A 23,872-nucleotide genomic window follows, 5' to 3' on the forward strand; every position below is an offset into this window, starting at 1 on the left:
TCAGATGTCGAGGAAACGGACGTCCTTGGCATTGCGCTGGATGAACGAGCGCCGTGCCTCTACGTCCTCTCCCATCAGCACCGAGAAGAGGTCGTCGGCCTGTGCCGCGTCGTCCAGGGTCACCTGGCCGAGCACGCGGTGCTCCTGGTCCATCGTCGTGATGCGCAGCTCCTCGGCGTTCATCTCGCCGAGGCCCTTGAAGCGCTGGACCGAGTCGTCCCTGATGCGCTTGCCGGCCTGGCGGCCGAGCTCCACCAGGGCATCGCGCTCGCGGTCCGAGTACGCGTACTGGAAGTCGTCCCGCGACCACTTGATCTTGTAGAGCGGCGGGCGCGACAGATAGATGTGCCCGTGCTCGACCAGCGGCCGCATGAAGCGGAACAGGAACGTCAGGAGCAGCGTGTTGATGTGCTGGCCGTCGACGTCGGCGTCCGCCATCAGGATGACCTTGTGATAGCGGAGTTTCTCGATGTCGAAGTCCTCGTGCACACCGGTGCCGAAGGCCGAGATGAGGGCCTGGACCTCCTGGTTGTGCAGGATCTTGTCGATGCGCGCCTTCTCGACGTTCAGGATCTTGCCTCGGATGGGCAGGATCGCCTGGTACATCGGGTCGCGGCCGGACTTCGCCGAGCCACCGGCGGAGTCACCCTCGACGATGAAGATCTCGCACTTCGTCGGGTCGTTCGACTGGCAGTCGGAGAGCTTGCCGGGCAGGGACGCCGTCTCCAGGAGGCCCTTGCGGCGGGTCAGGTCGCGCGCCTTGCGGGCGGCGACGCGGGCCGTGGCGGCCTGGATGCCCTTGCGGATGATGTCCGCGGCCTCGTTCGGGTTGCGGTCGAACCAGTCCGTGAGGTGCTCGTGGACAACCTTCTGTACGAAGGTCTTCGCCTCCGTGTTGCCCAGCTTGGTCTTCGTCTGGCCCTCGAACTGGGGCTCGCCCAGCTTCACCGAGATGATCGCGGTCAGACCCTCGCGGACGTCCTCACCCGTGAGGTTGTCGTCCTTCTCGCGCAGCAGCTTCTTCTCGCGCGCGTAGCGGTTCACCAGGCCTGTCAGCGCGGACCTGAAGCCCTCTTCGTGCGTACCGCCCTCGTGCGTGTGGATCGTGTTCGCGAAGGAGTACACACCCTCGGTGTACTGCGAGTTCCACTGCATCGCGATCTCGACCGAGAGCATGCGCTCCTTGTCCTCGGCCTCGACGTCGATGACGGTCGGGTGGATGACCTCGCCCTTGCGGGAGTTGAGGTACTTGACGAAGTCGACGATGCCGCCTTCGTAGTGGTACGTGACCGTGCGAGCCTCGGGGGCCTCGTCGTCGGTCGCCTCGGGGGAGTCCGCACCCACCGTGGCCTTCGCCGACTCGCGCTCATCAGTGAGTTTGATCGTCAAACCCTTGTTGAGGAACGCCATCTCCTGGAAGCGCCGAGCCAGCGTCTCGAAGGAGTACTCCGTCGTCTCGAAGACGTCCGGGTCGGCCCAGAAGGTGACCGTGGTGCCGGAATCCTCGACCTGCTCGTGCTTGGAGAGCGGGGCCGTCGGCACACCCAGCTTGTAGTCCTGGGTCCAGCGGTATCCGTCGCGCCTGATGTCGACCGCGAGCTTGGTCGAAAGGGCGTTCACCACGGAGACGCCGACGCCGTGCAGTCCACCGGAGACGGCGTAGCCGCCGCCGCCGAACTTGCCGCCCGCGTGCAGCACGGTGAGGACGACCTCGACGGCGGGCTTCTTCTCCACGGGGTGCATGTCGACCGGGATGCCACGGCCGTTGTCGATCACGCGCACGCCGCCGTCCGCGAGGATCGTGACGTCGATCGTGTCCGCGTGGCCGGCGAGGGCCTCGTCCACGGAGTTGTCGACGACCTCCTGCACCAGGTGGTGCAGTCCGCGCTCACCGGTCGAACCGATGTACATGCCGGGTCGCTTGCGGACCGCGTCCAGACCCTCGAGGACGGTGATCGCGCTGGCGTCGTACGAGGGCGGTGCCTCGCCGTTCTCGCCGGCGGCGGTGGACGGAATGTTCTCGTTGGGGTTGCCGGAATCGGCCACGAAGCGCCCTTTCTGGCACAGCACAAGCCTGGCTCCCGGCGGTGGCCGGAGCGGCTGCGTCGTTCAGCGATAGTCAGCGTTGCTCGGTGCGTCCCACAAGTGGGGCGGGATTAGCTTCCAGTCTACCGGTAGCGCTGACAGTGATGGGGGTTTGCCGGTACCTGAGTCCTCATGTGCCGCCCTGAACCGGACTCGGCCGACTCCCCATATGCGGAGCGGGGCCCTAGAGGGCTCACAGCGGCACTCAGCGCTTCGGGCCGTCAACCCCCAGCTACCGCCGCCGACGGCCTCAGCCGTATGTGTCGCCGGGGCCTGTGCTTCCCGGGGCGCGCAAGGGGCCGAAGCGGCGCGGAGGGCCTCCGGGGCCAAGGACCTTGATGAGGCGCACGGTGCCGTGGCCCAGGTCCTCATTGAGGCGTGCGACCAGCTGCGGGGCCATGAGGCGCAGCTGCGTGGCCCAGGCCGTCGAGTCGCACTGCACGGTCAGGACGCGCTCGTCCTCGTCGTACTTCTGCGGGACGCAGTGGTTGGCCAGGTCGTCGCCGACGATCTGCGGCCAGCGGCCCATCACCCCGCCGACCGCGGCCGGCGTCTCCCAGCCCCGCTCCGTGATCAGCCGGTTGATGGCGGAGCCGAGCGGCAGCGGATCACGGCCGTCGGCCCGAGCACCGGAGCGCAGCCCGCCGCGGCGGGCCTGCTTCTTCTGCTGGGCGGCATCCCCACGCGCGCGTGCCTGCTCCTTCGCCGCACGCAGGGCGACCCGGGCGAGGTCGACACCGGAGGGTTCGGGGGTCTTCGCCGCCCCCGCCTCCTTGGGGTCGCCCTTGGCCGGTTCCTCGGTGCTCATACGCGCTCCACCGCGCCGTCCGCCACCGTGTACCGCGTGCCGGACAGCACGCCCGGCACGTCGTCGTCGACCGCGGCCGTGACCAGTACCTGCTCGCCCGGGGCCACCAGCTCCGCGAGCCGCTCCCTGCGGCGCGTGTCCAGCTCCGCGAAGACGTCGTCGAGGACAAGCACCGGTTCGTTGCCCTCGGACCTGAGCAGGTCGTACGAGGCCAGCCGCAGCGCCAGGGCGTACGACCAGGACTCGCCATGGCTCGCGTACCCCTTCGCGGGGAGCTCGCCCAGCTTGAGCAGCAGGTCGTCGCGGTGCGGGCCGACGAGGGTGACGCCCCGCTCGATCTCCTGCTTGCGGGCCTCTTCGAGGGCGGCGGTCAGCTGCTCGTACAGCGCCTCGCGCGTGTGGCCGTCACCGGGCGCGGACGGCTTGTACTCCAGGGAGAGCGGGCCGCCGCCGGGCGCCAGCTGTTCGTACGCCTTGTCGGCCAGCGGCTGCAGCGTCGAGATCAGGTCGAGCCGCTGCGCCAGCAGCTCGGCGCCCACGCGCGCGAGGTGCTGGTCCCAGACGTCGAGCGTGGAGAGGTCCATGGAGCGCCCGCCGTGGCGCCGCGCGAGGGCGGCCGACTTCAGGAGGGTGTTGCGCTGCTTGAGGACACGGTCGTAGTCGGACCGGACACTCGCCATGCGCGGGGAGCGCGCGGTGATCAGCTCGTCGAGGAAGCGCCGCCGCTCGCCGGGGTCGCCCTTGATCAGCGCGAGGTCCTCGGGCGCGAACAGCACAGTACGTACGATCCCCAGCACGTCCCGCGGCCTGACCTGCGAGGACCTGTTGATGCGGGCGCGGTTCGCCTTGCCGGGATTGAGTTCGAGTTCGATCAGTTGCTGCCGCTCGCCCTGCCGGACCGAGGCCCTGATGACGGCCCGCTCTGCGCCCATGCGCACCAGGGGGGCGTCCGAGGAGACCCGGTGGCTGCCGAGCGTGGCGAGATAGCCCACGGCCTCGACGAGGTTGGTCTTGCCCTGGCCGTTGGGGCCCACGAACGCGGTGACGCCCGGGTCGAGAGGGACCTCGACCTGGGCGTAGGACCGGAAGTCGGCCAGCGACAGATGCGTGACGTGCATGATGTGCGCCGACCTCCCCCGGCAAACCCGTGCTCAACGCACAGGCTGTGGATTACTTCTTCTCGACCGCGTGGCCGCCGAACTGGTTGCGCAGCGCGGCGATCATCTTCATCTGCGGCGAGTCGTCCTGGCGGGACGCGAAGCGCGCGAAGAGCGACGCGGTGATCGCCGGGAGCGGCACCGCGTTGTCGATGGCCGCCTCGACGGTCCAGCGGCCCTCTCCGGAGTCGGCGGCGAAACCGCGCAGCTTCTCCAGGTGCTCGTCGTCGTCCAGGGCGTTGACCGCCAGGTCGAGCAGCCAGGAACGGATGACCGTGCCCTCCTGCCAGGAGCGGAAGACCTCACGGACGTCCGTGACCGAGTCGACCTTCTCAAGGAGCTCCCAGCCCTCGGCATAGGCCTGCATCATCGCGTACTCGATGCCGTTGTGGACCATCTTCGCGAAGTGGCCGGCGCCGACCTTGCCCGCGTGCACCGAGCCGAAGTCGCCCTCGGGCTTCAGCGCGTCGAAGACGGGCTGCACCTTGGCGACGTTCTCCTTGTCGCCGCCGTACATCAGCGCGTAGCCGTTCTCCAGGCCCCACACGCCGCCGGAGACACCGCAGTCGACGAAGCCGATGCCCTTGGCCTTCAGCTCCTCCGCGTGCTTCTCGTCGTCCGTCCAGCGGGAGTTCCCGCCATCGACGACGACGTCGCCGGGCTGGAGGAGCTCGGACAGCTCGTCGACCGTGGACTGGGTCGCGGCCCCGGCCGGGACCATCACCCACACGACGCGCGGGCCCTTGAGCTTGCCCACAAGCTCTTCCAGGCTGTGGACATCCGCGAGGTCCGGATTGCGGTCGTATCCGATGACGGTGTGACCTGCGCGGCGGATGCGCTCGCGCATGTTGCCGCCCATCTTGCCGAGGCCGACGAGACCGAGCTCCATCAGAGGTTCCTTCACTAGCGACGTGGCGTTACGGCACTTTCGTACCTGCGTCCGAGCCTACGCCCGGACGCACGCGCACACCTGTGGGCTCAGCCGCTCAGACGTACCGGCATGATCAGGTACTTGTAGGCGTCGTCCGCCTCGGCGTCCATGGCCGGCCTGCCGCTCAGCAGCGCGGGCTTCGTCGAGGTCGTGAAGGACAGCTGGGCGACCGGGGAGTCGATCGCGCTCAGGCCGTCGAGCAGGAACGTCGGGTTGAAGGCGATCGAGATGTCGTCGCCGTCGAGCTGGGCGTCGACCCTTTCCACAGCCTGTGCGTCGTCGCTGGAGCCCGCCTCCAGGATGAGCACGCCCTGCTCGAAGCTGAGCCGCACCGGGGTGTTCCGCTCGGCCACCAGGGCGACGCGCTTGACGGCCTCCACGAAGGGGGCGGTCTCGATCACGGCCACCGAGTTGAACTCGGTCGGGAACAGCGTGCGGTACTTCGGCAGGTCGCCCTCGAGGAGACGCGTGGTCGTACGCCGCCCGGCGCCCTCGAAACCGATCAGGCCCTCGCCCGCACCGGAGCCGGAGAGCGCCAGGGTGACCGTGTCGCCGCTCGTGAGCGCCTTGGCGGTGTCCAGGAGCGTCTTGGCGGGAACGAGCGCCACAGCGGACGCCTCGGGGTTCTCCGGCTTCCACAGGAACTCGCGGACCGCGAAGCGGTAGCGGTCGGTGGAGGCCAGGGTGACCGTGTCGCCCTCGATCTCGATGCGCACGCCGGTCAGCACGGGCAGCGTGTCGTCGCGGCCCGCGGCGATGGCCACCTGGGAGGCGGCGGAGGCGAAGACCTCACCGGGGACGGTGCCCGTGGCGGTCGGCATCTGCGGCAGCGCGGGGTACTCCTCCACAGGAAGCGTGTGGAGTGTGAAGCGCGAGGAGCCGCAGACCACCGTCGCCCGTACACCGTCTGTGGAGATCTCCACGGGGCGGTTGGGGAGCGCGCGGCAGATGTCCGCGAGCAGCCGGCCCGATACGAGGACCGTGCCTTCCTCGTCGATCTCCGCGTCCACCGAGACACGTGCCGAGACCTCGTAGTCGAAGCTCGACAGGCTCAGTGCGCCTTCCTCGGCCTTCAGCAGCAGGCCTGCGAGGACGGGCGCAGGCGGCCGGGCCGGGAGGCTGCGCGCCGCCCAGGCCACCGCCTCCGCGAGTACGTCGCGTTCAACCCGGATCTTCACCTAAGCCGCCCTCCTGCTGTTGCTGGCTGCTCTCGCCCGCTGGACCTGTGGCCCTCGTCGTCTGACTCGGTGTCTCTCAGCCATGCCGTGGGAAGGACACCGGGGTCCAGTCTGACGCACGGCACTGACAGTCCGTGCCCGTCGGGGTCAAGTCGTGGCGAGCGGCGTCGGAGCTCCGGAGCGCGAGTTGTGCACAGGCCCCACTTCGAAACCATTTCCCCGGTCTCTCTAGTTGGGAGTAGTAGTAGGGGCTGTGGAAACCGTGGATAACCGCGTATGCGCTGGTCAGCACCGGTTTTTTATCCACCGAGCCTGTGGGCGACGCCCGTGGAAAACCAGGTGTTTCTGTGGACGGGCGAAAGTTCTGCACACCCGGTACACAGGCAGGGGCCACTTCTCCCCAGCGCTGTCCCCAGCTTTACCCAGCTTCCCCACAGGCCAACCAGGCACCTTGGTGTGACGCCTTTCACTCGACCCGGTGACAGGGCGCGTCACGTTGCCGAACAGTGGACAGCCGTGTGGAGAAGCCGGGGAAAGCTGGGGACAACCGGGCTGAACCTGTGGGTCGCCGGTGGACAACCTCATGCACACCCTGTGGACGGAATTTTCATCCACAGCCTGTGGACAGTCTTCGTCCACGAATCCACAGCCAACTGACCTGGCCTGATGATCCCTCAGCAGCGTCGCCTGTGGACAGCGTCTGGACAACTTTCCAGTCCCCAGGGTGTGGAAGCGAGAAAGTCCGCATATCTGTGGAGAACCCCCGCCTGAGCAGGGGAAATCGAACAGCCACGCGCGCGTGGGCAACGGAAAAGGGCGCCCCGGAGTCGTCCCGGGGCGCCCTCAGCGACGTGTCGCGGCCGCTGTCAGCCGTTCTTGATGCGGTTGGTGAGCTCGGTGACCTGGTTGTAGATGGACCGCCGCTCGGCCATCAGAGCGCGGATCTTGCGGTCCGCGTGCATGACGGTCGTATGGTCGCGGCCGCCGAACTGCGCCCCGATCTTCGGCAGGGAGAGGTCGGTCAGCTCACGGCACAGGTACATGGCGATCTGGCGGGCCGTCACCAGGACGCGGCTGCGCGAGGATCCGCACAGGTCGTCCACCGTCAGCCCGAAGTAGTCAGCGGTCGCCGCCATGATGGCCGTCGCCGTGATCTCCGGGGCCGCGTCCTCGCCGCCGGGGATCAGGTCCTTGAGGACGATCTCGGTGAGCCCCAGGTCCACAGGCTGTCGATTCAGCGACGCGAACGCCGTGACCCGGATCAGCGCGCCCTCCAGCTCACGGATGTTCCGTGAGATCCGCGACGCGATGAACTCGAGCACCTCCGGAGGGGCGTTGAGCTGCTCCTGCACCGCCTTCTTACGAAGGATCGCGATACGCGTCTCCAGCTCGGGCGGCTGGACGTCGGTGATCAGTCCCCACTCGAAGCGGTTGCGCAGCCTGTCCTCCAGGGTGACCAGCTGCTTGGGCGGCCGGTCGCTGGAGAGCACGATCTGCTTGTTCGCGTTGTGGAGCGTATTGAAGGTGTGGAAGAACTCCTCCTGTGTCGACTCCTTGTCCGCGAGGAACTGGATGTCGTCGACCAGCAGGATGTCCATCTCGCGGTAGCGCTTGCGGAAGCTGTCGCCCTTGCCGTCGCGGATGGAGTTGATGAACTCGTTGGTGAACTCCTCGGAGCTCACGTAACGCACGCGCGTGCCGGGGTACAGGCTGCGGGCGTAGTGCCCGATCGCGTGCAGCAGATGCGTTTTGCCCAGCCCCGACTCCCCGTAGATGAAGAGGGGGTTGTACGCCTTCGCGGGCGCCTCGGCGACGGCGACCGCGGCCGCGTGCGCGAAGCGGTTGGACGCGCCGATGACGAAGGTGTCGAAGAGGTACTTGGGGTTGAGCCGCGCGGTCGGCTCGCCGGGGCCCGTCGCGGGCGCCGGCTGCGCGGCCAGTGGGCCGGGGGCGCCGCTCGACGAGGTGGGGCCGACGGGGCCGCCCCGGTGCACGCCGTGGCCGCCGTGCCCGACATTGCCGCGGTGGTCGCGATGATCACGGGGATCACGCGGATCGCGATGGTCACGGTGGTCCCCGGACGACTCGGGCATGTCGTGGCGCTCGCGCCGGTCCTGCGGATCGGAACGCTGCTGCTCGTACGGCGAGCGCTCCTGCGGCGGCTGCGAGCGGTAGTCGTGCTGCGGCTGCTGGACCGGGTTCGCGTACGGATCGCGGTCGGGGAAGCCGAGCCGCTGCTGCTGCCAGCCGTAGTCGTCCTGCGGCTGCTGCTGCGGCCAGGCGCCGGGGCCCGGACGCTGGTAGTCCGGGTAGGCGGGGCGCGCGGTCGGCATCTGGTCGGACCGCGAGCCCGACTGGTGCTCGTCCGAGGGGCGCCGCCCGTAACCCTCGTACGACTCACGCCCCTGACCGGAGCCGGAGGGCAGCTCGTGCTCTTCGTAGCGCTGCTGGTGCTGGATCGGCGGCGCCGACGGGCCCCCGGGCTCACCGACGGAGTCGTCGACCGTGATGGCGATGCGGATCGGGCGCCCGCACTCGCGGCTCAGGGTCTCGCTGACCACGGGCGCGAGACGCCCTTCGAGTACGCCCTTGGCGAATTCGTTCGGGACGGCCAGCAGCGCCGTGTCGGCGACGAGAGCCAGGGGCTGGCAGCTCCTGAGCCACCGCTCGTCCTTCGCCTCGACGCCCTGCCCTCGCCCTTCACCCAGCAGATGTTCCAGAACTCGTGGCCACACTGCGGCAAGATCGGCAGGTACGTCAGCCACAGGGCACGCTCTCTCACGGGGTCCCACGAAGGTGTGGTTCTTGGGACGGAAATCGGGATGGGCAGGGGGAAGGGAACGAATCGGAGTTCAGCCAAGGTAGTCAGGGCGACGGCTGCGGTTCAAGTTGTTGTCCACAGGCTGTGCACAGTGTCTCCCTCCAGTGGCCGGTTTGACCGGATGGCGTAGCCCCGCGTACCGTGACCAGGTCGAGTTGTCGATGGCTGCTGCCGCCTGCCTCCGATGGGCAAAGATCACGATCTGTGATTGTGAAGCGGTGCACTCGGTGCGTATTCGCGAGCTTCTCGTGGGCGCACGGTGACAGCCAGGCGATGTCCCGCCACCCACAATCATTTCTGGAGCCCCCGAGTGAGCAAGCGCACCTTCCAGCCGAACAACCGCCGTCGCGCCAAGACCCACGGCTTCCGCCTGCGGATGCGTACCCGTGCCGGCCGCGCGATTCTCGCGAACCGTCGTGGCAAGGGTCGCGCCAGCCTGTCCGCCTGATCCAAGTCAGGTCATGACGTCGTGCTGCCTACCGAGCATCGGCTGAGGCGGCGCGAAGACTTCGCGACCGCGGTACGCCGAGGACGCCGGGCCGGACGCCCGCTCCTCGTCGTCCATCTACGTAGCGGCGCAACGGACCCGCACGTGCCTGGGGAGACCCTTCCCCCGACACGTGCGGGTTTCGTCGTCAGCAAGGCCGTGGGCGGCGCGGTCGTACGCAACAGCGTGAAGCGCCGGCTTCGCCATCTCATGCGCGACCGGCTGGCCTCCGTGCCCCCCGGTAGCCTGGTAGTCGTACGAGCGCTGCCCGGAGCGGGCGACGCCGACCATGCACAGCTGGCCCGAGACCTGGATGCCGCCTTGCAGCGGTTGCTGGGAGGGGGCGCGCGATGAAGTACCCACTATTGGCCCTGATCAAGCTGTACCAGTGGACGATCAGTCCACTTCTCGGCCCGGTGTGCAAGTACTACCCGTCGTGTTCCCGCTACGGCTACCTGGCCATCGACCGGCACGGTGCGATCAAGGGAACGGCGCTCACCGCCTGGCGCGTTCTGCGGTGCAATCCGTGGTCGCTGGGCGGTGTCGACCATGTCCCGCCGCGCAAGCGCCCGCGGTGGCACGAGATGCTGCGCGCCGCCTGGCGCGAACGCAAGGGCGGGCCCTCCGCCGCAGGCGTGCCGACCGGGGTTCTCCCCCCGGGCCCGGCCGCCGAGACCGAGACCCCGTCCCATGCTCAAGGAGCTTGATTAGTGGACACGATTGCCAGTCTCTTCAGCTTTATCACGACACCAGTCTCGTGGGTCATCGTCCAGTTCCACTCGGTGTACGGGAAGATCTTCGGTCCCGACACGGGCTGGGCCTGGGGCCTGTCCATCGTGTCCCTGGTGATCCTGATCCGTATCTGCCTGATCCCGCTCTTCGTGAAGCAGATCAAGGCCACTCGGGCCATGCAGACCCTGCAGCCCGAGATGAAGAAGATCCAGGAGCGCTACAAGAGCGACAAGCAGCGCCAGTCCGAAGAGATGATGAAGCTGTACAAGGAGTCGGGTACCAACCCGCTCTCCTCGTGCCTTCCCATCCTGGCGCAGTCGCCGTTCTTCTTTGCCCTGTACCACGTGCTGAACGGCATCGCGACGGGCAAGGAGATCGGCGTCATCGACGGCCCGCTCCTGGAGAGCGCGCGTAAGGCGCACATCTTCGGGGCGCCGCTGGCGGCGAAGTTCACGGATGGCGCCGACAAGGTCGCCTCGCTCGGTGCCTCTCTCACGGACGTCCGTGTCATCACGGCGGTCATGATCGTCCTGATGTCGGCCTCGCAGTTCTTCACGCAGCGCCAGCTGATGACGAAGAACGTGGACACGACGGTCAAGACGCCGTTCATGCAGCAGCAGAAGATGCTGATGTACGTCTTCCCGATCATGTTCGCCGTGTTCGGCATCAACTTCCCCGTCGGTGTCCTCGTCTACTGGCTGACCACCAACGTGTGGACCATGGGCCAGCAGATGTTCGTGATCCGCAGGAACCCGACGCCGGGCTCCAAGGCGCAGGAGGCCTTCCTGGAGCGTCTGCAGAAGCAGGTCACGCACCACAAGAAGGTGCGGGGGCGTGGCAACACGAACGTCATCAAGGCGATCGTCGCCAAGGGTCGTGACCGCAACGACTTCGAGCGCAAGTTCATCAACAGTCTGACCAAGGCGGGCCTCGCGGCCCAGGCCGATGGCACCGTGGTGGAGAGTGAGACCGCCGTCGCCGCGGAGACTGAGGACGGAGCAACGGCGTCCGGCGCCCCGAAGCGCCAGCAGCCCAAGCGCCAGAGCAAGTCCAAGCGCCAGGCAGCCATCGCACAGGCCGCCGCCAGGGCGGATGCCGAAGAGGCGCCCAAGACGTCGCTGGAGAAGGCTCAGGATCAGCCTGAGGACGTCGCCCCGGCCAAGCCGACGGGCAGCAACACGACGGGCAGCAACACGACGGGCAACAAGCCCGGCTCCGGTACGCGCAGCAAAGCCAAGTCGGGACAGCAGCGCAAGGGCCAGCAGCGGCCCAAGCACCCGTCCTCCAAGAAGTAGAAGGAGTCCATCCAGTGACGGAAGGCACCACCACCTCCGCCGCAGCCGAGGCCGGCGACACTCTCACCCGCCTCGAGCAGGAGGGCGAGATCGCGGCGGACTACCTCGAGGGTCTGCTGGACATCGCCGACCTCGACGGCGACATCGACATGGACGTCGAGGCCGACCGGGCCGCTGTCTCCATCATCAGCGACACCGCAAGCCGTGACCTGCAGAAGCTGGTCGGCCGTGACGGCGAGGTCCTGGAGGCCCTCCAGGAGCTCACACGTCTCGCCGTGCACCGTGAGACCGGTGACCGCAGCCGCCTGATGCTGGACATCGCGGGCTACCGCGCCCAGAAGCGCGAGGAGCTATCGGAGCTCGGGGCCAAGGCCGCGGCCGACGTCAAGAGCTCCGGCGAGCCGGCCAAGCTCAAGCCGATGACGCCGTTCGAGCGCAAGGTCGTGCATGATGCGGTCAAGGCCGCCGGTCTGCGCAGCGAGTCCGAGGGCGAGGAGCCGCAGCGCTTCGTCGTCGTACTCCCCGCCTGAGCGGCACCGCGTATATCCGGCCCCGTCTGTTCACAGGCGGGGCCGGACTTTGTCAGCCCGATAGTCAGCCACCCCAGTGCGGTACGGAAGGACGGTCCCCGTGACGGAGGCAGCGGAGCTTCCCCCGGCGCCTGAAGAGGCCCGGACGGTATTCGGCGATCGCTACGCGGACGCGGTCCGGTACGCGGAGCTGCTCGCCGATGCGGGAGTGCAGCGAGGCCTGATCGGACCCCGGGAAGTGCCCCGGCTCTGGGAGCGGCACCTGCTGAACTGCGCGGTGCTGTCCGAAGTCGTGCCCGAGGGCGTCACGGTGTGCGATGTCGGTTCCGGCGCCGGACTCCCCGGCATCCCGCTGGCCCTCGTCCGCCCGGACCTCAAGATCACGCTCCTTGAGCCACTGCTGCGGCGCACGAACTTCCTCACCGAGGTCGTCGAGCTGCTCGGACTCGACCATGTGACGGTCGTGCGGGGCCGCGCCGAGGAAGTTCTCGGCAAGCTGCCTCCCGTCCATGTGGTGACCGCGCGAGCCGTCGCCCCGCTGGACCGCCTGGCGGCCTGGGGCGTTCCCCTGCTGCGTCCGTACGGCGAGATGCTGCTCCTCAAGGGCGACACCGCCGAGGAAGAGGTCAAGGCCGCGGGGTCCGCCCTGAGCAAGCTCGGCGCGGTGGGCACCTCCGTCCTGCATGTCGGCGAGGGCGTGGTGGATCCGCTGTCCACGGTCGTACGGGTCGAGGTGGGGGAGAGCCCGGGCGGTGTGCGCTTCGCGGCGAAGCGGGCCAAGGCCGCTCGCACCGGTCGTGCGCGCCGCCGCCGCGGCTGACTCGCTCATGATTGCCGCTCTGGCGGCTGTTTGACGGCGAGCTGTACTCCACAAAAGCTGCCAAACGTACGCATACCGGGGTGTCGCACCAGCGGCACCCCGGCTGCCGTGCATCGTGTTTCACGTGAAACGTCGCTCACTGCTGCATGGCATCATCAGTCGCGGCCGCGCCGCGGAACCTCGCGACCGTCGACCACTTGGTTCCCTCGATAAGGGGACGGAGTTGTCCACAGAGGTGGATTCGTCCACAGAAGACCGGGCCTCGCTGGTTCACGACCCCGAAAGCATGGGAGGCTCTGTTCATTGCGAGCCTGATGTCGAGGAGAGTGAATCCTTGCGGTCCGACGCCAACATCGCGGGACCGATGACCGATCCGGTCCCCGGTCCCCGTACCGAGTCGGTGGGGGAGGATGTTTCACGTGAAACACCGACCCCGATGGACGACACACCCATCGGTCGTGCTGCCCAACTGGCGGTCGAAGCGCTCGGCCGCGCGGGCGAAGGCCTGCCACGGCCCGAGCGGACCCGCATCATGGTGGTCGCCAACCAGAAGGGCGGGGTGGGCAAGACGACGACGACCGTCAATCTCGCCGCCTCACTCGCTCTGCACGGCGCACGCGTCCTGGTGATCGACCTCGATCCGCAGGGCAACGCCTCCACCGCTCTCGGTATCGACCATCACGCCGAGGTGCCGTCCATCTATGACGTCCTGGTCGAGAGCAAGCCGCTCTCCGATGTCGTCCAGCCGGTGCTGGATGTCGAGGGTCTCTTCTGCGCCCCCGCCACGATCGATCTCGCCGGTGCGGAGATCGAACTGGTGTCGCTGGTGGCACGGGAGAGCCGGCTGCAACGGGCCATCCAGGCGTACGAGCAGCCGCTGGACTACATCCTCATCGACTGCCCGCCGTCGCTCGGCCTGCTGACGGTCAACGCCTTGGTGGCCGGCGCGGAGGTGCTGATCCCCATCCAGTGCGAGTACTACGCACTGGAAGGCCTCGGCCAGCTCCTGCGCAACGTCGACCTCGTGCGGGGTCACCTCAACCCGAACCTGCATGTCTCGACGATCCTGCTCACCATGTACGACGGCAGGACCCGGCTCGCCTCCCAGGTGGCGGACGAGGTGCGCAGCCACTTCGGCAGCGAGGTCCTGCGGACCAGCATCCCGAGATCGGTCCGCATCTCGGAGGCGCCGAGCTACGGCCAGACGGTGCTCACCTACGATCCTGGATCGAGTGGCGCCCTCTCCTACTTCGAAGCGGCACGCGAAATCGCGCTGCGCGGAGTCGGAGTGAGCTACGACGTCCAACACGCCCAGACGGGCGCTCAGAACGACCAGCACAGCATGACGGAGGGGATGCAGTGAGCGAGCGACGGAGAGGACTGGGGCGGGGCCTCGGCGCCTTGATCCCTGCAGCCCCTACAGAGCGGCAGATCCCGCAGAGCGCGGCGGGTGCCTCGGCCTCCTCCCCTACGGCTGTGCCTGTGCTCACTGCTGAGCGGGGGGTCGCTGCCGCGAAGGTGACGGCGCTCCCGCAGAACTCCGTTTCACGTGAAACGGCGGAGCCGCCTCAGCAGACCGCGCAGGCACCGGAGAACGCACCGGTGGCCGGTGCGTACTTCGCCGAGCTGCCGCTCGACTTCATCTCGCCCAACCCTCGGCAGCCACGTGAGGTGTTCGACGAGGATGCCCTCGCGGAGCTGGTGACCTCCATCAAGGAGGTCGGCCTCCTCCAGCCGGTGGTCGTACGCCAGTTGGGCCCCGCGCGCTACGAGCTCATCATGGGCGAGCGGCGCTGGAGGGCCTGCCGGGAGGCGGGCCTGGAGCGCATCCCGGCGATCGTGCGGGCTACTGAAGACGAAAAGCTCCTCCTGGACGCGCTGCTGGAGAACCTGCACCGTGCCCAGCTGAACCCGTTGGAAGAGGCCGCCGCCTACGACCAGCTGCTCAAGGACTTCAACTGCACGCACGACCAGTTGGCGGACCGCATCGGCCGGTCCCGTCCGCAGGTCTCCAACACGCTGCGTCTGCTGAAGCTCTCGCCGGCCGTGCAGCGCAGGGTGGCCGCCGGGGTTCTCTCCGCAGGGCATGCCCGTGCGCTGCTCTCCGTCGAGGACTCGGAGGAACAGGACCGGCTCGCGCACCGGATCGTGGCCGAAGGCCTCTCGGTGCGGGCCGTCGAGGAGATCGTGACCCTCATGGGGTCGCGGCCCCAGAGTGCTCCGAAGGCCAAGGGGCCGCGCGCCGGTACCCGGCTTTCGCCGGCTCTCACCAGCCTCGCCACCCGGCTCTCCGATCGGTTCGAAACCCGGGTGCGGGTGGATCTGGGCCAGAAGAAGGGCAAGATCGTCGTCGACTTCGCCTCCCTGGAGGACCTGGAGCGCATCCTCAGCACGCTGGCTCCGGGCGAAGGGCCTGTCCTTCAGAACGGACAAGACGAGGACGGCCCGGAGAACGCCTCGGAAGGCGCCTCCGAGGACGGCAAGGCCTAGTCGCAAGGGCACTGGCTTCATGAGAGCGGGTCGTGTCCGGTATCCACCGGAACACGGCCCGCTCTTTGCTTTCTTACGGTATCGATGGAATCACTTCGTGGATACGATGCGTTCGGGTATGGCGCATCCACCTGACGGCACCTCATTGGGGAGGCGGGGGCCATGCGAACGATGAGCCGCACCGGACTGATGACCGCGGGCCTGGGGCTGGGAGCGGTCGGCGGATTCGTCGGCAGCCTGATCCGGGAACGCAGCGCTCTGACAGCCGCCCGCAGCGCGGCGGGCGAGGAAAGTGAGGAACCGCCTTCATGGGGCGTCGGCTCGTACCGCTCACGCTGGACAACCTCCCGGACCTTCCCCAGCGCTGCCGGTCGTGCGTCTTCTGGGAGCTGGACCCGGTCAGCGGCGAGGCCGCGGTAAAGGCCGGTACCCCGGAGCTGGAGAAGGAGGCGTGGATCTCCGCGGTCCTGCTGGAGTGGGGGTCCTGCGGTCGGGTCGTGTACGTCGACGACGTGCCGGTGGGCTTTGTGCTCTACGCACCTCCCGCGTATGTTCCTCGGTCCACCGCGTTTCCCACGAGCCCGGTGTCCCCGGACGCCGTACAGCTGATGACGGCGTGGATCATGCCCGGCTATCAGGGCCAGGGACTCGGCCGGGTGATCGTGCAGACGGTCGCCAAGGATCTGCTGCGCCGAGGGTTCAAGGCGATCGAGGCCTTCGGTGACGCGCGGTGGGAGAAGCCGGCGTGCGTGCTGCCGGCGGAGCACCTCTTGGCGGTGGGGTTCAAGACGGTCCGCCCGCACCCCGCTTACCCACGGCTGAGGCTGGAGCTGCGGACGACGCTCTCCTGGAAGGAAGACGTCGAGTTGGCACTGGATCGTCTGCTGGGAGCAGTGCAGAAGGAACCCGCGCTCCGACCGCTCTGACAGTCGCTCTTCGCTGAGGGGCCCGCACAGACAGAATGGACCAGCCCCCGGAGGGACTGGTCCATTCGTGTTTCACGTGAAACATCGTGCTTCACGTGAAACGTTGTCGCCGACTACTCGGCGATGAAGTCCGCGAGGTCGCGTTCGAGCGCGGCCTTCGGCTTGGCGCCGACGATGGTCTTGGCCACCTCGCCACCCTGGTACACGTTCAGGGTCGGGATGGACATGACGCCGTACCTGGCGGCAATGCCGGGGTTCTCGTCGATGTTGAGCTTGACGATCTCAATCTTGTCGCCGTGCTCGGCCGCGATCGCCTCGAGGGACGGGGCGATCTGGCGGCACGGGCCGCACCAGGCAGCCCAGAAGTCCACCAGTACGGGCTTGTCGCTCTTGAGGACGTCCTCCTCGAAGGAGGCGTCGGTCACGTTCTTGAGGGTGCCGGCCACGGCAGTCTCCTTAACTTGGTGCGGTGGGGAAGAGGGGGTCAGACGGTGACAGCCGTCGCGGTCTCGCTGTCGGCGAGGGCAGCGAGGAAACGCTCGGCGTCGAGGGCGGCGGAGCAGCCGGTGCCGGCCGCCGTGATCGCCTGGCGGTACGTGTGGTCGACGACGTCGCCCGCGCCGAAGACACCGGTCAGGTTCGTCCGCGTCGAGGGCGCCTCGACCTTCAGGTAGCCCTCGTCGTCCAGCTCCAGCTGGCCCTTGAAGAGCTCCGTGCGCGGGTCATGGCCGATCGCGATGAACAGGCCGGTCACCGGCAGCTCGGACGTCTCGCCCGTCTTGAGGTTGCGCAGCGTCAGACCGGAGAGCTTCTGCTCGCCCTTGATCTCGGCGATCTCGCTGTCCCAGACGAACTTGATCTTCGGGTCGGCGAAGGCGCGCTCCTGCATCGCCTTGGAGGCGCGCAGGCTGTCACGGCGGTGCACGATCGTCACGGACTTGGCGAAGCGCGAGAGGAAGGTGGCCTCCTCCATCGCGGTGTCGCCGCCGCCGATCACGGCGATGTCCTGGTCCTTGAAGAAGAAGCCGTCGCAGGTGGCGCACCAGGAGACGCCGCGTCCGGAGAGGGCGTCCTCGTTCGGCAGGCCGAGCTTGCGGTGCTGGGAGCCGGTCGTGACGATGACGGCCTTCGCGCGGTGCACAGTGCCCGCGGTGTCCGTCACGGTCTTGATCTCGCCGCTGAGGTCGACGGCGACAACATCGTCGGGCACGAGCTCGGCGCCGAAGCGCTCGGCCTGGGCACGCATGTTGTCCATGAGCTCAGGGCCCATGACGCCGTCCTGGAAGCCAGGGAAGTTCTCCACCTCGGTGGTGTTCATCAGCGCACCGCCTGCGGTGACGGCGCCCTCGAACACCAGCGGCTTCAGCGACGCGCGCGCGGTGTAGAGCGCCGCCGTGTAGCCGGCGGGCCCGGAGCCGATGATGATCACGTTACGGACGTCGGTCACGGCTTGATTCCTCGTCTCTGGGGACTGCTGCGTACTGCTGGTGGGTGCCTGTCTCAGGACTACTCACCCCACCCAACGGATCCTACGGGGCATGCATTCCCCGACGTGTCCACGCGTACGGAGCAGCGGTGACAAAGGGGCCCCGAAGTCAGCCCAGGAATCAGCCTAGAGGCGGTCCTGGGACGGTCAGCCCTGAGGGTAGGAGTGCGTCAGAAGGACCTTGCCCGCGCGGGGTGAGGTCTTGCCCACGCAGGTGGCGTCGACGACGTACGCGGAGACCTGGGCGGCGTCGGAGTCATGGGGCACCACGACGAGGTAGGCACGCTTGCCCTCGTACGAGCCCTCCTCGGCGGCGAGCGGTGTCCTGGCACCGATGCCGCGCTGGATGCACTCCGGCACCTGGACTGTCTCCCCGCGCAGCCGGGAGTTGGCCGGCGGGGACTCCTGACTGGAGCGGGTGTCGAAGGTCGGCTTGGACCCGTCCGACTTCTCGCCGGGTGTCTCCTTGGCGGGGCTTTCGGCGAGGAGGTCGGCCACCCGTCCCTTGAGCTTTCCCTCGGAGAAGGAGTCCGCGGTGTCCTGTCGACCGGCGGACGTGCCCGGCGAATCGCTGCCCACGGTCTGCATCAGCAGCGAGCCGAGACCGATGGCGGCAGCGGTGAAGACGGCGCCGAGCACGGCGGTACGGCGGCGAGTGCGGCGCGGTTGGCCACCGCGCCCCGGACCGGTGGCCGCGCGAGGACGTCCGGCGGGACGGTCGGCGGATGTGCGAGGGGCGGAGCCGGGAGATGTTTCACGTGAAACATGCGCCGGGGCGGGCGTCGGAGTGGCAGGTGTGGGCTCGGGCTCGGCCCCCACGTCCGTTGCGGCAAGGCCATCGGGGGAGGCATCGGGGGCGGTGCCGTCCAGCAGCGCTTCGGCCGCCAGAGCCGCGTCGATGCGTCCTGCGACGTCGTCGGGCATACGGGGCGGGCCGGGCAGGGTGCCGAGCAGGCCGCGGATCTCCTCCAGGGAGGCGTAGACGTCGGCGCAGAGCCCACAGCCGTCGAGATGCCGTCGCACGTCGCTCGTGCGCGACGGGGAGAGCAGACCTTCGGTCAGGTCGGAGAGCTCGGCGACCTCCGGGTGCCCGGCCGAATCGGTCGTGGCTGTCACGCTCGCCCACCTCCGCCCTTCACAGCAGCTGAATCGCTTGGTCCCGCATCCCGTGGCCCTGCTGCCGGTGGGACGGACATCCCCTGCGTCCGGTTCCTTCCTGAGCCGGGCTTCTCACCTCGGCCGTCCTCGCCGCTGTCCCCTTCCCGCGTGCGTGTACCCGTACGCAGATGGGTGAGCAGCGGCAGCAGTCTGGCTCTTCCGCGGGCGCAGCGGCTCTTGACCGTGCCGGTGGGCACGTCCAGGACGCGGGCGGCCTCAGCGACCGGATAACCCTGCATGTCGACCAGGACGAGAGCGGCACGCTGGTCGTGAGGGAGTGTGCTGAGCGCTTCCTGGAGTTCTCGGTGCAGATCGCCCCGCTCGACCGGGGCGGCAGCCGATTCCTCCGGTTCCAGGAGCTGTTCGAGGCGCTCGGTGTCGTCGATCGGGGACGTTTTGCGGGACGCCGCCTTACGGGCCCGGTCGAGGCAGGCGTTGACGGTGATCCGGTGCAGCCAGGTCGTCACGGCCGACTGCCCGCGGAAGGTGTGCGCCGCGCGGTAGGCCGAGACAAGGGCGTCCTGCACCGCGTCGGCCGCCTCCTCACGGTCCCCCAGGGTGCGCAGCGCCACGGCCCACAACCGGTCCCGGTGGCGCCGTACGAGCTCACCGAAGGCGTCCTTGTCCCCGGCGACATGGGCAGCGAGGAGGTCCTGGTCGCTCATGTCACCACGCGCGGTGCCATCCACCGTCGAACCCCTCCCCCAGTGAGCTTCGCCGAGCCGAGCCCTCAGCCCTTGAGTCGAACGTCCGTGATGGCCTGCTTGAACCCTGCTCCGTAGTACCCGTCGCGGTCGGACCTCGGAACCGCTGTCATCCACAGGAGCACATACCGCGATTTCACGGGCTTCTTGGCCTTGATCTTCGCGGTCCTGCCCGACGTGCTGACGCCGCCGATCTTCTTCATGGAGCCGATCGGCGCCGAAGGCGTCAGCGAATCCGTGGCGTACAGCAAGACCGTGGTGTGGGGCCCGCCGTACTGAAGGGCTATCGACGCCGCCGAGACGTTCTGCTCGGAGCCGAGGTCGTAGACGATACCGACACCGGGCTTGAACGGGGCGAGCTTCGGACCGTCGTTGAACGTCTTGGTGCGCCAGAGTGAGGCACGGTCCTCGTCGTACGTGTTCCCGATGCTCTCGGGGTCCTGGGGGTCGCCCTTCACGACGTACTCCTGACCGCCCTTGATGCTGAGCGGCTTCAGGGGCTTGGGGCGGCCCTTGTCGCCGCCGCCGTCGGTCGTCTGTGTCTTATTGGAGTCGTTGGACTTCTCGCTGTGCATGAGGGCGTCCGCTAGCTGCCAGCTGCCCAGGCCGAGCGCGGCGATGAGCAGCGCGGAGACGGCCCACTTGAGGGCCTTGCCGGTGCGGCTCTGCAGCGGGGGCGGCGGAGTGGGCACGGGCTGGGTGACGCCCGGATGGGCCGCGGGGCGGCCGTAGGTGCCCTGCTGGTACGTGGTGCGCTGGTACTCGGGCGGGGCGGTGAAGACGGGCTCCGGCGGGCGGATGCGCGGCATCTCGCCGATGGCCTTGACCAGCTCCTCCGGCGTCGCGCACGGGGGGTCCTGGCGGGACGCGGTCGCGCCGTCGTTGACGAGCGCCCGCATGGCGAGCTCGGAGAGGCCGCGGTGGACGCCCGCGCGCACCTGGTCGGGGGCGATGAGGCCGACGTCCTTGGGAAGCCCGGAGAGGCCGTAGGCGTCGTCCTCGTACGGCCAGCGCTGGGTCAGCGAGGCGTACAGGAGAGCGCCGATCGCCTCTGTGTCCGTGCGCTGCGGTGTCTCGGAGCTGATGCCGCGCAGTGCGGCGTTCACGGCGAGACCGCGGATGCGGTACTGCCCCGAGGAGGTGCGCAGCACGGCGCTCGGGGTCAGCCGCAGATGGGCGAGCCCTTCGCGGTGCGCGGCAGCCATGGCCTGGGCGACCTGGCTGACGAGTTGGTACGCGTCGTGCGCCTCCAGCGGGCCCGCCGCGAGGACCGCGGTGAGCTCCGTGGCGTCCGGAAGCCACTCATGGACGACGTAGACGAGGTCGTTCTCCTCGACCGCGTCCAGGACCTGCACGAAACGCGGGTCGCCGAGGAGGGCCGAGGAGCGGGCCGCCGCGAGCACCGAGCGGGCCCGCGGGTGATCCGCGGGCAGCAAGTGCACGCCGACGGCACGGCGGAGCTTCTCGTCCACCGCGCGCCAACTGCTGAAACCGTCCAGACGGGTGACGCACTCTTCGAGTCGATAGCGTCTGGCGAGCTTATGGCCGCTGTGCAGTTCTGGGGGTGAGGAGGCCCCACGGCTCGTGGGCTTCTCGGTCTTCGCCGCGTCTTCGTCTGCTGCCGTGTCCCGCTCCCGGGTCTGGGCCACCCCGTCGGCCGTGGGCTGCTCCGCCTTGGCGGTCAGCGGCTCTTCACCGCTGTTGTCTGCCACGTCGACGGCAGCCGTGCTCCGTTCCGCCACCGTCGGTCCTGCCTCCCCATCCGTTGCGTTTCGTCAGACGCCAAAGCCAATTGTGCCCACAGTCCGGTGCTATGCACGACACGCGGTGGCCGGCGATGGTTGTGCGGTACTCCTCATCTCAGCGACCGAGACGGCCGCGGACCATGCCGACCATGGAATTGAGCTCCTCGATGCGCATGCGCTTGGCGGCGATGAAGAAGACGCCGAGCAGTACGGCACCGCCCGCCACCAGCGCCGCCAGCGACCCGAGGGTGCCCTGCCCGAGTGTCCTGGTGATGGCGTACGCGGCACCACCGCCGAGAATCGCCGCGGGCAGAGCGGCGATGCCGAGCCTGGCATACGTACGCAGTACGCGGGAGCCGTCCAGGTCGCCGCCGAGCCGCTTCCGTAGCCGCTGCCAGGCGACTCCCACGCCGATGGCGTAGGAGAGGCCGTAGACGGCGGCCATGCCGGTGACGGACCAGCGGGTGGGCAGGACGAAGTAGCAGGCCGCGGAGGCGGCGGCGTTCATGGCGGCGACAATGACCGTGTTGTAGAAGGGCGTGCGCGTGTCCTCGTAGGCGTAGAAGGCACGCAGCACGACGTACTGCACGGAGTAGGGGATCAGGCCGAGGCCGAAGGCCATCAGCATGTATCCCATGTTCGTGGCCGCGGCGCTGCCGGAGGAGCCGAAGATCAAGGTGCACATCGGGATGCCGAGCGCGACGAACCCAAAGGCGATGGGAACGATCGCGACCGCCGTCGTGCGCAGGCCCTGGGAGATGTCGTCACGGACCGAGCCGGAGTCCCCGTCCTGGGCCGAGCGGGACAGCCGGGGCAGCAGAGCCGCCATCAGGGACACCGTGATGATCGCCTGTGGGAGCCCCCAGATGAGCTGGGCGTTGGCGTAGGCGGAGAAGCCGATGCCGCTCGCCGAGCGCAGGTCGACGGTGGCGGAGGTGGCCAGCTGGGTGACGACGAGGGCGCCAGCCTGGTTGGCGAGCACGAACAGGATCGTCCACTTGGCGAGCTTGGCGGCCTTGCCCAGACCGTGGCCCTTCCAGTCGAAGCGCGGACGCAGTTTGAACCCGGTCTCGCGCAGATACGGGATCATCGCCAGGGACTGCACGACGAGACCGAGCAGGACACCGGCACCGAGGAGGCGCTCGGCCTCCGGCGGGATGGTCTCGACGGACATGTCGGACGTCGCCGCGGTCCCGTAGACCCAGATAAACATGCCGAGTGTGGCGATGATGACGATGTTGTTGAGGACCGGGGTCCACATCATCGCGCCGAACTTGCCGCGCGCGTTGAGGATCTGGCCCATCACCACGTGGATGCCCATGAAGAAGATCGAGGGCAGGAAGTAGCGCAGCAGCGTGGTGCCGACCTCGGTCGCCGCCGGGTCGTTGGCGACCGGGACGGACATCACTCGCACCAGATGGGGAGCCAGGACGATGCCCAGGGCGGTGAGCAGGCCGAGCGCCACCATGACGAGGGTCAGCAGGCGGTTGGCGTACGCCTCGCCGCCGTCCTCGTCCTCCTTCATGGACCGCACCAGCTGCGGGACGAACACGGAGTTGAGGCCGCCGCCGACGGTGAGGATGTAGATCATCGTCGGGATCTGGTAGACGACCTGGAAGGTGTCACCGAGCAGGCTGACGCCGAGCGCCGAGACGATCAGTGCGGAGCGGACGAAGCCGGTGAGGCGTGAGACGAGTGTGCCCGCCGCCATGACGGCACTGGACTTGAGCAGGCTCGACGCGCGGCCGCCCGACTGGGGGGCGGGCGCCGGCGCGGGTGCGGGTGCCGGGGGTGGCGCTGGAGCGGGGACGACCGGCTGGTCGGCGGGCGGGTAGCCACTGGGGGCGGGCTGCTGGTAGCCGCCCTGGGGGTAGCCGCTCTCCTGGGGGTATCCGCTGCCTTGCGGATACCCGCTGCCTTGCGGGTAACCGTTGTTGTCCTGCGGGTACCCGTTGTCCTGGGGGTACCCGCCCTGCTGGTAACCGACCTGGTGGCCGCGGTAGCCGCCGGGCTGCTGGTCGCGGTAGAGGTGCGCGAAGGCGTCCGGCTCGTGGCGCTCCTCACCGGCCTGGGTGACCAGATCGTCGACGCCCACGAACTGCGTCGTACGGGCATCGTCGCCGTACGGAAGGTGCCGGGTGGGGCCCTCCGGCTCGGGGGGCGGGGTCTGCGCCCACACGTGGGGGTCCGGGGCGTGCTCAGGGGTGGGCGGCTGGGCGTAGAGCGGCTGCTGATAAGCGCCGGGCGGCGGTGGGGGGTGTGCCGCACGGTCGTAGAGCGCTTCGGTCACCGGGTCCTGGGCGGAGAGGTCCTGCGCCCGGTAGGGATCCTGGTCGTAGGCGTCCTGGAAGTACATGTCCGGCGCGGGCTGCGGCGGAACCTGCTGCCCGTGGTCGGCAGAGTCCTGGGGCGGGTCCCCGGGCGAGGCAGAGCCGCCCGAGCCCTGGCCACGGTCACCGTCGTACGGCGCGTTCATGGTTTTACCCCACCTCATCGTCCCCGGGCCCACCGGCCACGAC

General features: G+C 68.6%; 21 protein-coding genes. 9 read left to right on the forward strand and 12 right to left on the reverse strand.

The window, feature by feature from the left end:
- From gyrB to dnaA, 6 genes are all read right to left on the reverse strand, one after another.
- Positions 1-2,070 carry a DNA topoisomerase (ATP-hydrolyzing) subunit B gene (gene gyrB, locus ACWDZ7_RS21035; RefSeq protein ID WP_451798812.1) on the reverse strand — a complete coding sequence of 690 codons (2,070 nt, stop codon included), beginning with the start codon at positions 2,068-2,070 and terminating at the stop codon, positions 1-3.
- A 265-nt stretch (positions 2,071-2,335) separates the two neighbouring features.
- On the reverse strand, positions 2,336-2,893 hold the full coding sequence (locus ACWDZ7_RS21040; RefSeq protein ID WP_451798813.1) for a DUF721 domain-containing protein: 558 nt from the start codon (positions 2,891-2,893) through the stop codon (positions 2,336-2,338).
- Entirely contained in the window at positions 2,890-4,011 is a 1,122-nt protein-coding gene (recF, locus tag ACWDZ7_RS21045) for a DNA replication/repair protein RecF (RefSeq protein WP_451798814.1), read from the reverse strand. Before recF ends, ACWDZ7_RS21040 begins: the two co-directional genes overlap by 4 nt.
- Positions 4,012-4,063: 52 nt before the next feature.
- Entirely contained in the window at positions 4,064-4,939 is an 876-nt protein-coding gene (gene gnd, locus ACWDZ7_RS21050; protein ID WP_451798815.1) for a phosphogluconate dehydrogenase (NAD(+)-dependent, decarboxylating), read from the reverse strand.
- Positions 4,940-5,028: 89 nt separating this feature from the next.
- Positions 5,029-6,159: a DNA polymerase III subunit beta gene (dnaN, locus tag ACWDZ7_RS21055; RefSeq protein WP_451518334.1), complete on the reverse strand. Its 1,131-nt coding sequence runs from the start codon at positions 6,157-6,159 to the stop codon at positions 5,029-5,031.
- A gap of 866 nt (positions 6,160-7,025) precedes the next feature.
- Positions 7,026-8,924 carry a chromosomal replication initiator protein DnaA gene (gene dnaA, locus ACWDZ7_RS21060; protein WP_451798816.1) on the reverse strand — a complete coding sequence of 633 codons (1,899 nt, stop codon included), beginning with the start codon at positions 8,922-8,924 and terminating at the stop codon, positions 7,026-7,028.
- Between the two features lie 366 nt (positions 8,925-9,290).
- On the opposite strand from dnaA, the gene rpmH reads away from it, so the two are divergent.
- From rpmH to ACWDZ7_RS21105, 9 genes are all read left to right on the forward strand, one after another.
- Complete coding sequence (gene rpmH / locus ACWDZ7_RS21065; protein ID WP_006381191.1) at positions 9,291-9,428, forward strand: 50S ribosomal protein L34; 138 nt, start codon at positions 9,291-9,293, stop codon at positions 9,426-9,428.
- 21 nt (positions 9,429-9,449) lie between these two features.
- A complete protein-coding gene (rnpA, locus tag ACWDZ7_RS21070; RefSeq protein ID WP_451798818.1) occupies positions 9,450-9,821 on the forward strand; it encodes a ribonuclease P protein component in 372 nt (123 codons plus the stop codon).
- On the forward strand, positions 9,818-10,174 hold the full coding sequence (gene yidD, locus ACWDZ7_RS21075; protein ID WP_451798820.1) for a membrane protein insertion efficiency factor YidD: 357 nt from the start codon (positions 9,818-9,820) through the stop codon (positions 10,172-10,174). Before rnpA ends, yidD begins: the two co-directional genes overlap by 4 nt.
- A 3-nt stretch (positions 10,175-10,177) precedes the next feature.
- Entirely contained in the window at positions 10,178-11,494 is a 1,317-nt protein-coding gene (gene yidC, locus ACWDZ7_RS21080) for a membrane protein insertase YidC (protein WP_451798821.1), read from the forward strand.
- Positions 11,495-11,508: 14 nt separating this feature from the next.
- Positions 11,509-12,024, forward strand: coding sequence for a Jag family protein (locus ACWDZ7_RS21085; protein ID WP_451798823.1), 516 nt, complete (start codon positions 11,509-11,511; stop codon positions 12,022-12,024).
- Between the two features lie 100 nt (positions 12,025-12,124).
- Positions 12,125-12,844 carry a 16S rRNA (guanine(527)-N(7))-methyltransferase RsmG gene (gene rsmG, locus ACWDZ7_RS21090; protein WP_451518340.1) on the forward strand — a complete coding sequence of 240 codons (720 nt, stop codon included), beginning with the start codon at positions 12,125-12,127 and terminating at the stop codon, positions 12,842-12,844.
- 286 nt (positions 12,845-13,130) lie between these two features.
- Positions 13,131-14,207 carry an AAA family ATPase gene (locus ACWDZ7_RS21095; protein WP_451798825.1) on the forward strand — a complete coding sequence of 359 codons (1,077 nt, stop codon included), beginning with the start codon at positions 13,131-13,133 and terminating at the stop codon, positions 14,205-14,207.
- A complete protein-coding gene (locus tag ACWDZ7_RS21100; RefSeq protein WP_451798827.1) occupies positions 14,204-15,334 on the forward strand; it encodes a ParB/RepB/Spo0J family partition protein in 1,131 nt (376 codons plus the stop codon). The genes ACWDZ7_RS21095 and ACWDZ7_RS21100 overlap by 4 nt, the downstream gene beginning before the upstream one ends.
- Before the next feature lie 308 nt (positions 15,335-15,642).
- The gene (locus tag ACWDZ7_RS21105) at positions 15,643-16,260 is read left to right on the forward strand and encodes a GNAT family N-acetyltransferase (RefSeq protein ID WP_451798829.1); all 618 of its coding nucleotides are present in this window, start codon (positions 15,643-15,645) and stop codon (positions 16,258-16,260) included.
- Positions 16,261-16,373: 113 nt separating this feature from the next.
- Here the strand turns inward: ACWDZ7_RS21105 and trxA are convergent, their stop codons facing one another.
- The 6 genes from trxA to murJ form a co-directional block, all read right to left on the reverse strand.
- On the reverse strand, positions 16,374-16,706 hold the full coding sequence (gene trxA, locus ACWDZ7_RS21110; RefSeq protein ID WP_451518343.1) for a thioredoxin: 333 nt from the start codon (positions 16,704-16,706) through the stop codon (positions 16,374-16,376).
- A 38-nt stretch (positions 16,707-16,744) separates the two neighbouring features.
- Entirely contained in the window at positions 16,745-17,707 is a 963-nt protein-coding gene (trxB, locus tag ACWDZ7_RS21115; protein WP_451798830.1) for a thioredoxin-disulfide reductase, read from the reverse strand.
- Between the two features lie 186 nt (positions 17,708-17,893).
- Positions 17,894-18,862 carry a hypothetical protein gene (locus ACWDZ7_RS21120; protein WP_451798831.1) on the reverse strand — a complete coding sequence of 323 codons (969 nt, stop codon included), beginning with the start codon at positions 18,860-18,862 and terminating at the stop codon, positions 17,894-17,896.
- Positions 18,859-19,569 (reverse strand): RNA polymerase sigma factor SigM, encoded by a 711-nt coding sequence (gene sigM, locus ACWDZ7_RS21125; protein WP_451798832.1) that lies wholly within the window; start codon positions 19,567-19,569, stop codon positions 18,859-18,861. The genes ACWDZ7_RS21120 and sigM overlap by 4 nt, the downstream gene beginning before the upstream one ends.
- Before the next feature lie 65 nt (positions 19,570-19,634).
- Positions 19,635-21,350, reverse strand: coding sequence for a protein kinase family protein (locus tag ACWDZ7_RS21130; RefSeq protein ID WP_451798833.1), 1,716 nt, complete (start codon positions 21,348-21,350; stop codon positions 19,635-19,637).
- 118 nt (positions 21,351-21,468) lie between these two features.
- Positions 21,469-23,829: a murein biosynthesis integral membrane protein MurJ gene (gene murJ, locus ACWDZ7_RS21135; RefSeq protein ID WP_451798835.1), complete on the reverse strand. Its 2,361-nt coding sequence runs from the start codon at positions 23,827-23,829 to the stop codon at positions 21,469-21,471.
- Between the last annotated feature and the right edge of the window lie 43 nt (positions 23,830-23,872).

Source organism: Streptomyces sp. NPDC003032, from assembly GCF_053591415.1.

Excerpts from the sequence above, each read along its gene's own strand:
- ACWDZ7_RS21040 (WP_451798813.1), bottom strand. The coding sequence starts at position 2,893 with ATGAGCACCGAGGAACCGGCCAAGGGCGACCCCAAGGAGGCGGGGGCG.
- sigM (WP_451798832.1), bottom strand. The coding sequence starts at position 19,569 with ATGAGCGACCAGGACCTCCTCGCTGCCCATGTCGCCGGGGACAAGGAC.
- ACWDZ7_RS21105 (WP_451798829.1), top strand. The coding sequence starts at position 15,643 with ATGGGGCGTCGGCTCGTACCGCTCACGCTGGACAACCTCCCGGACCTT.
- yidD (WP_451798820.1), top strand. The coding sequence starts at position 9,818 with ATGAAGTACCCACTATTGGCCCTGATCAAGCTGTACCAGTGGACGATC.
- murJ (WP_451798835.1), bottom strand. The coding sequence starts at position 23,829 with ATGAACGCGCCGTACGACGGTGACCGTGGCCAGGGCTCGGGCGGCTCT.
- gnd (WP_451798815.1), bottom strand. The coding sequence starts at position 4,939 with ATGGAGCTCGGTCTCGTCGGCCTCGGCAAGATGGGCGGCAACATGCGC.
- ACWDZ7_RS21095 (WP_451798825.1), top strand. The coding sequence starts at position 13,131 with ATGGGAGGCTCTGTTCATTGCGAGCCTGATGTCGAGGAGAGTGAATCC.
- recF (WP_451798814.1), bottom strand. The coding sequence starts at position 4,011 with ATGCACGTCACGCATCTGTCGCTGGCCGACTTCCGGTCCTACGCCCAG.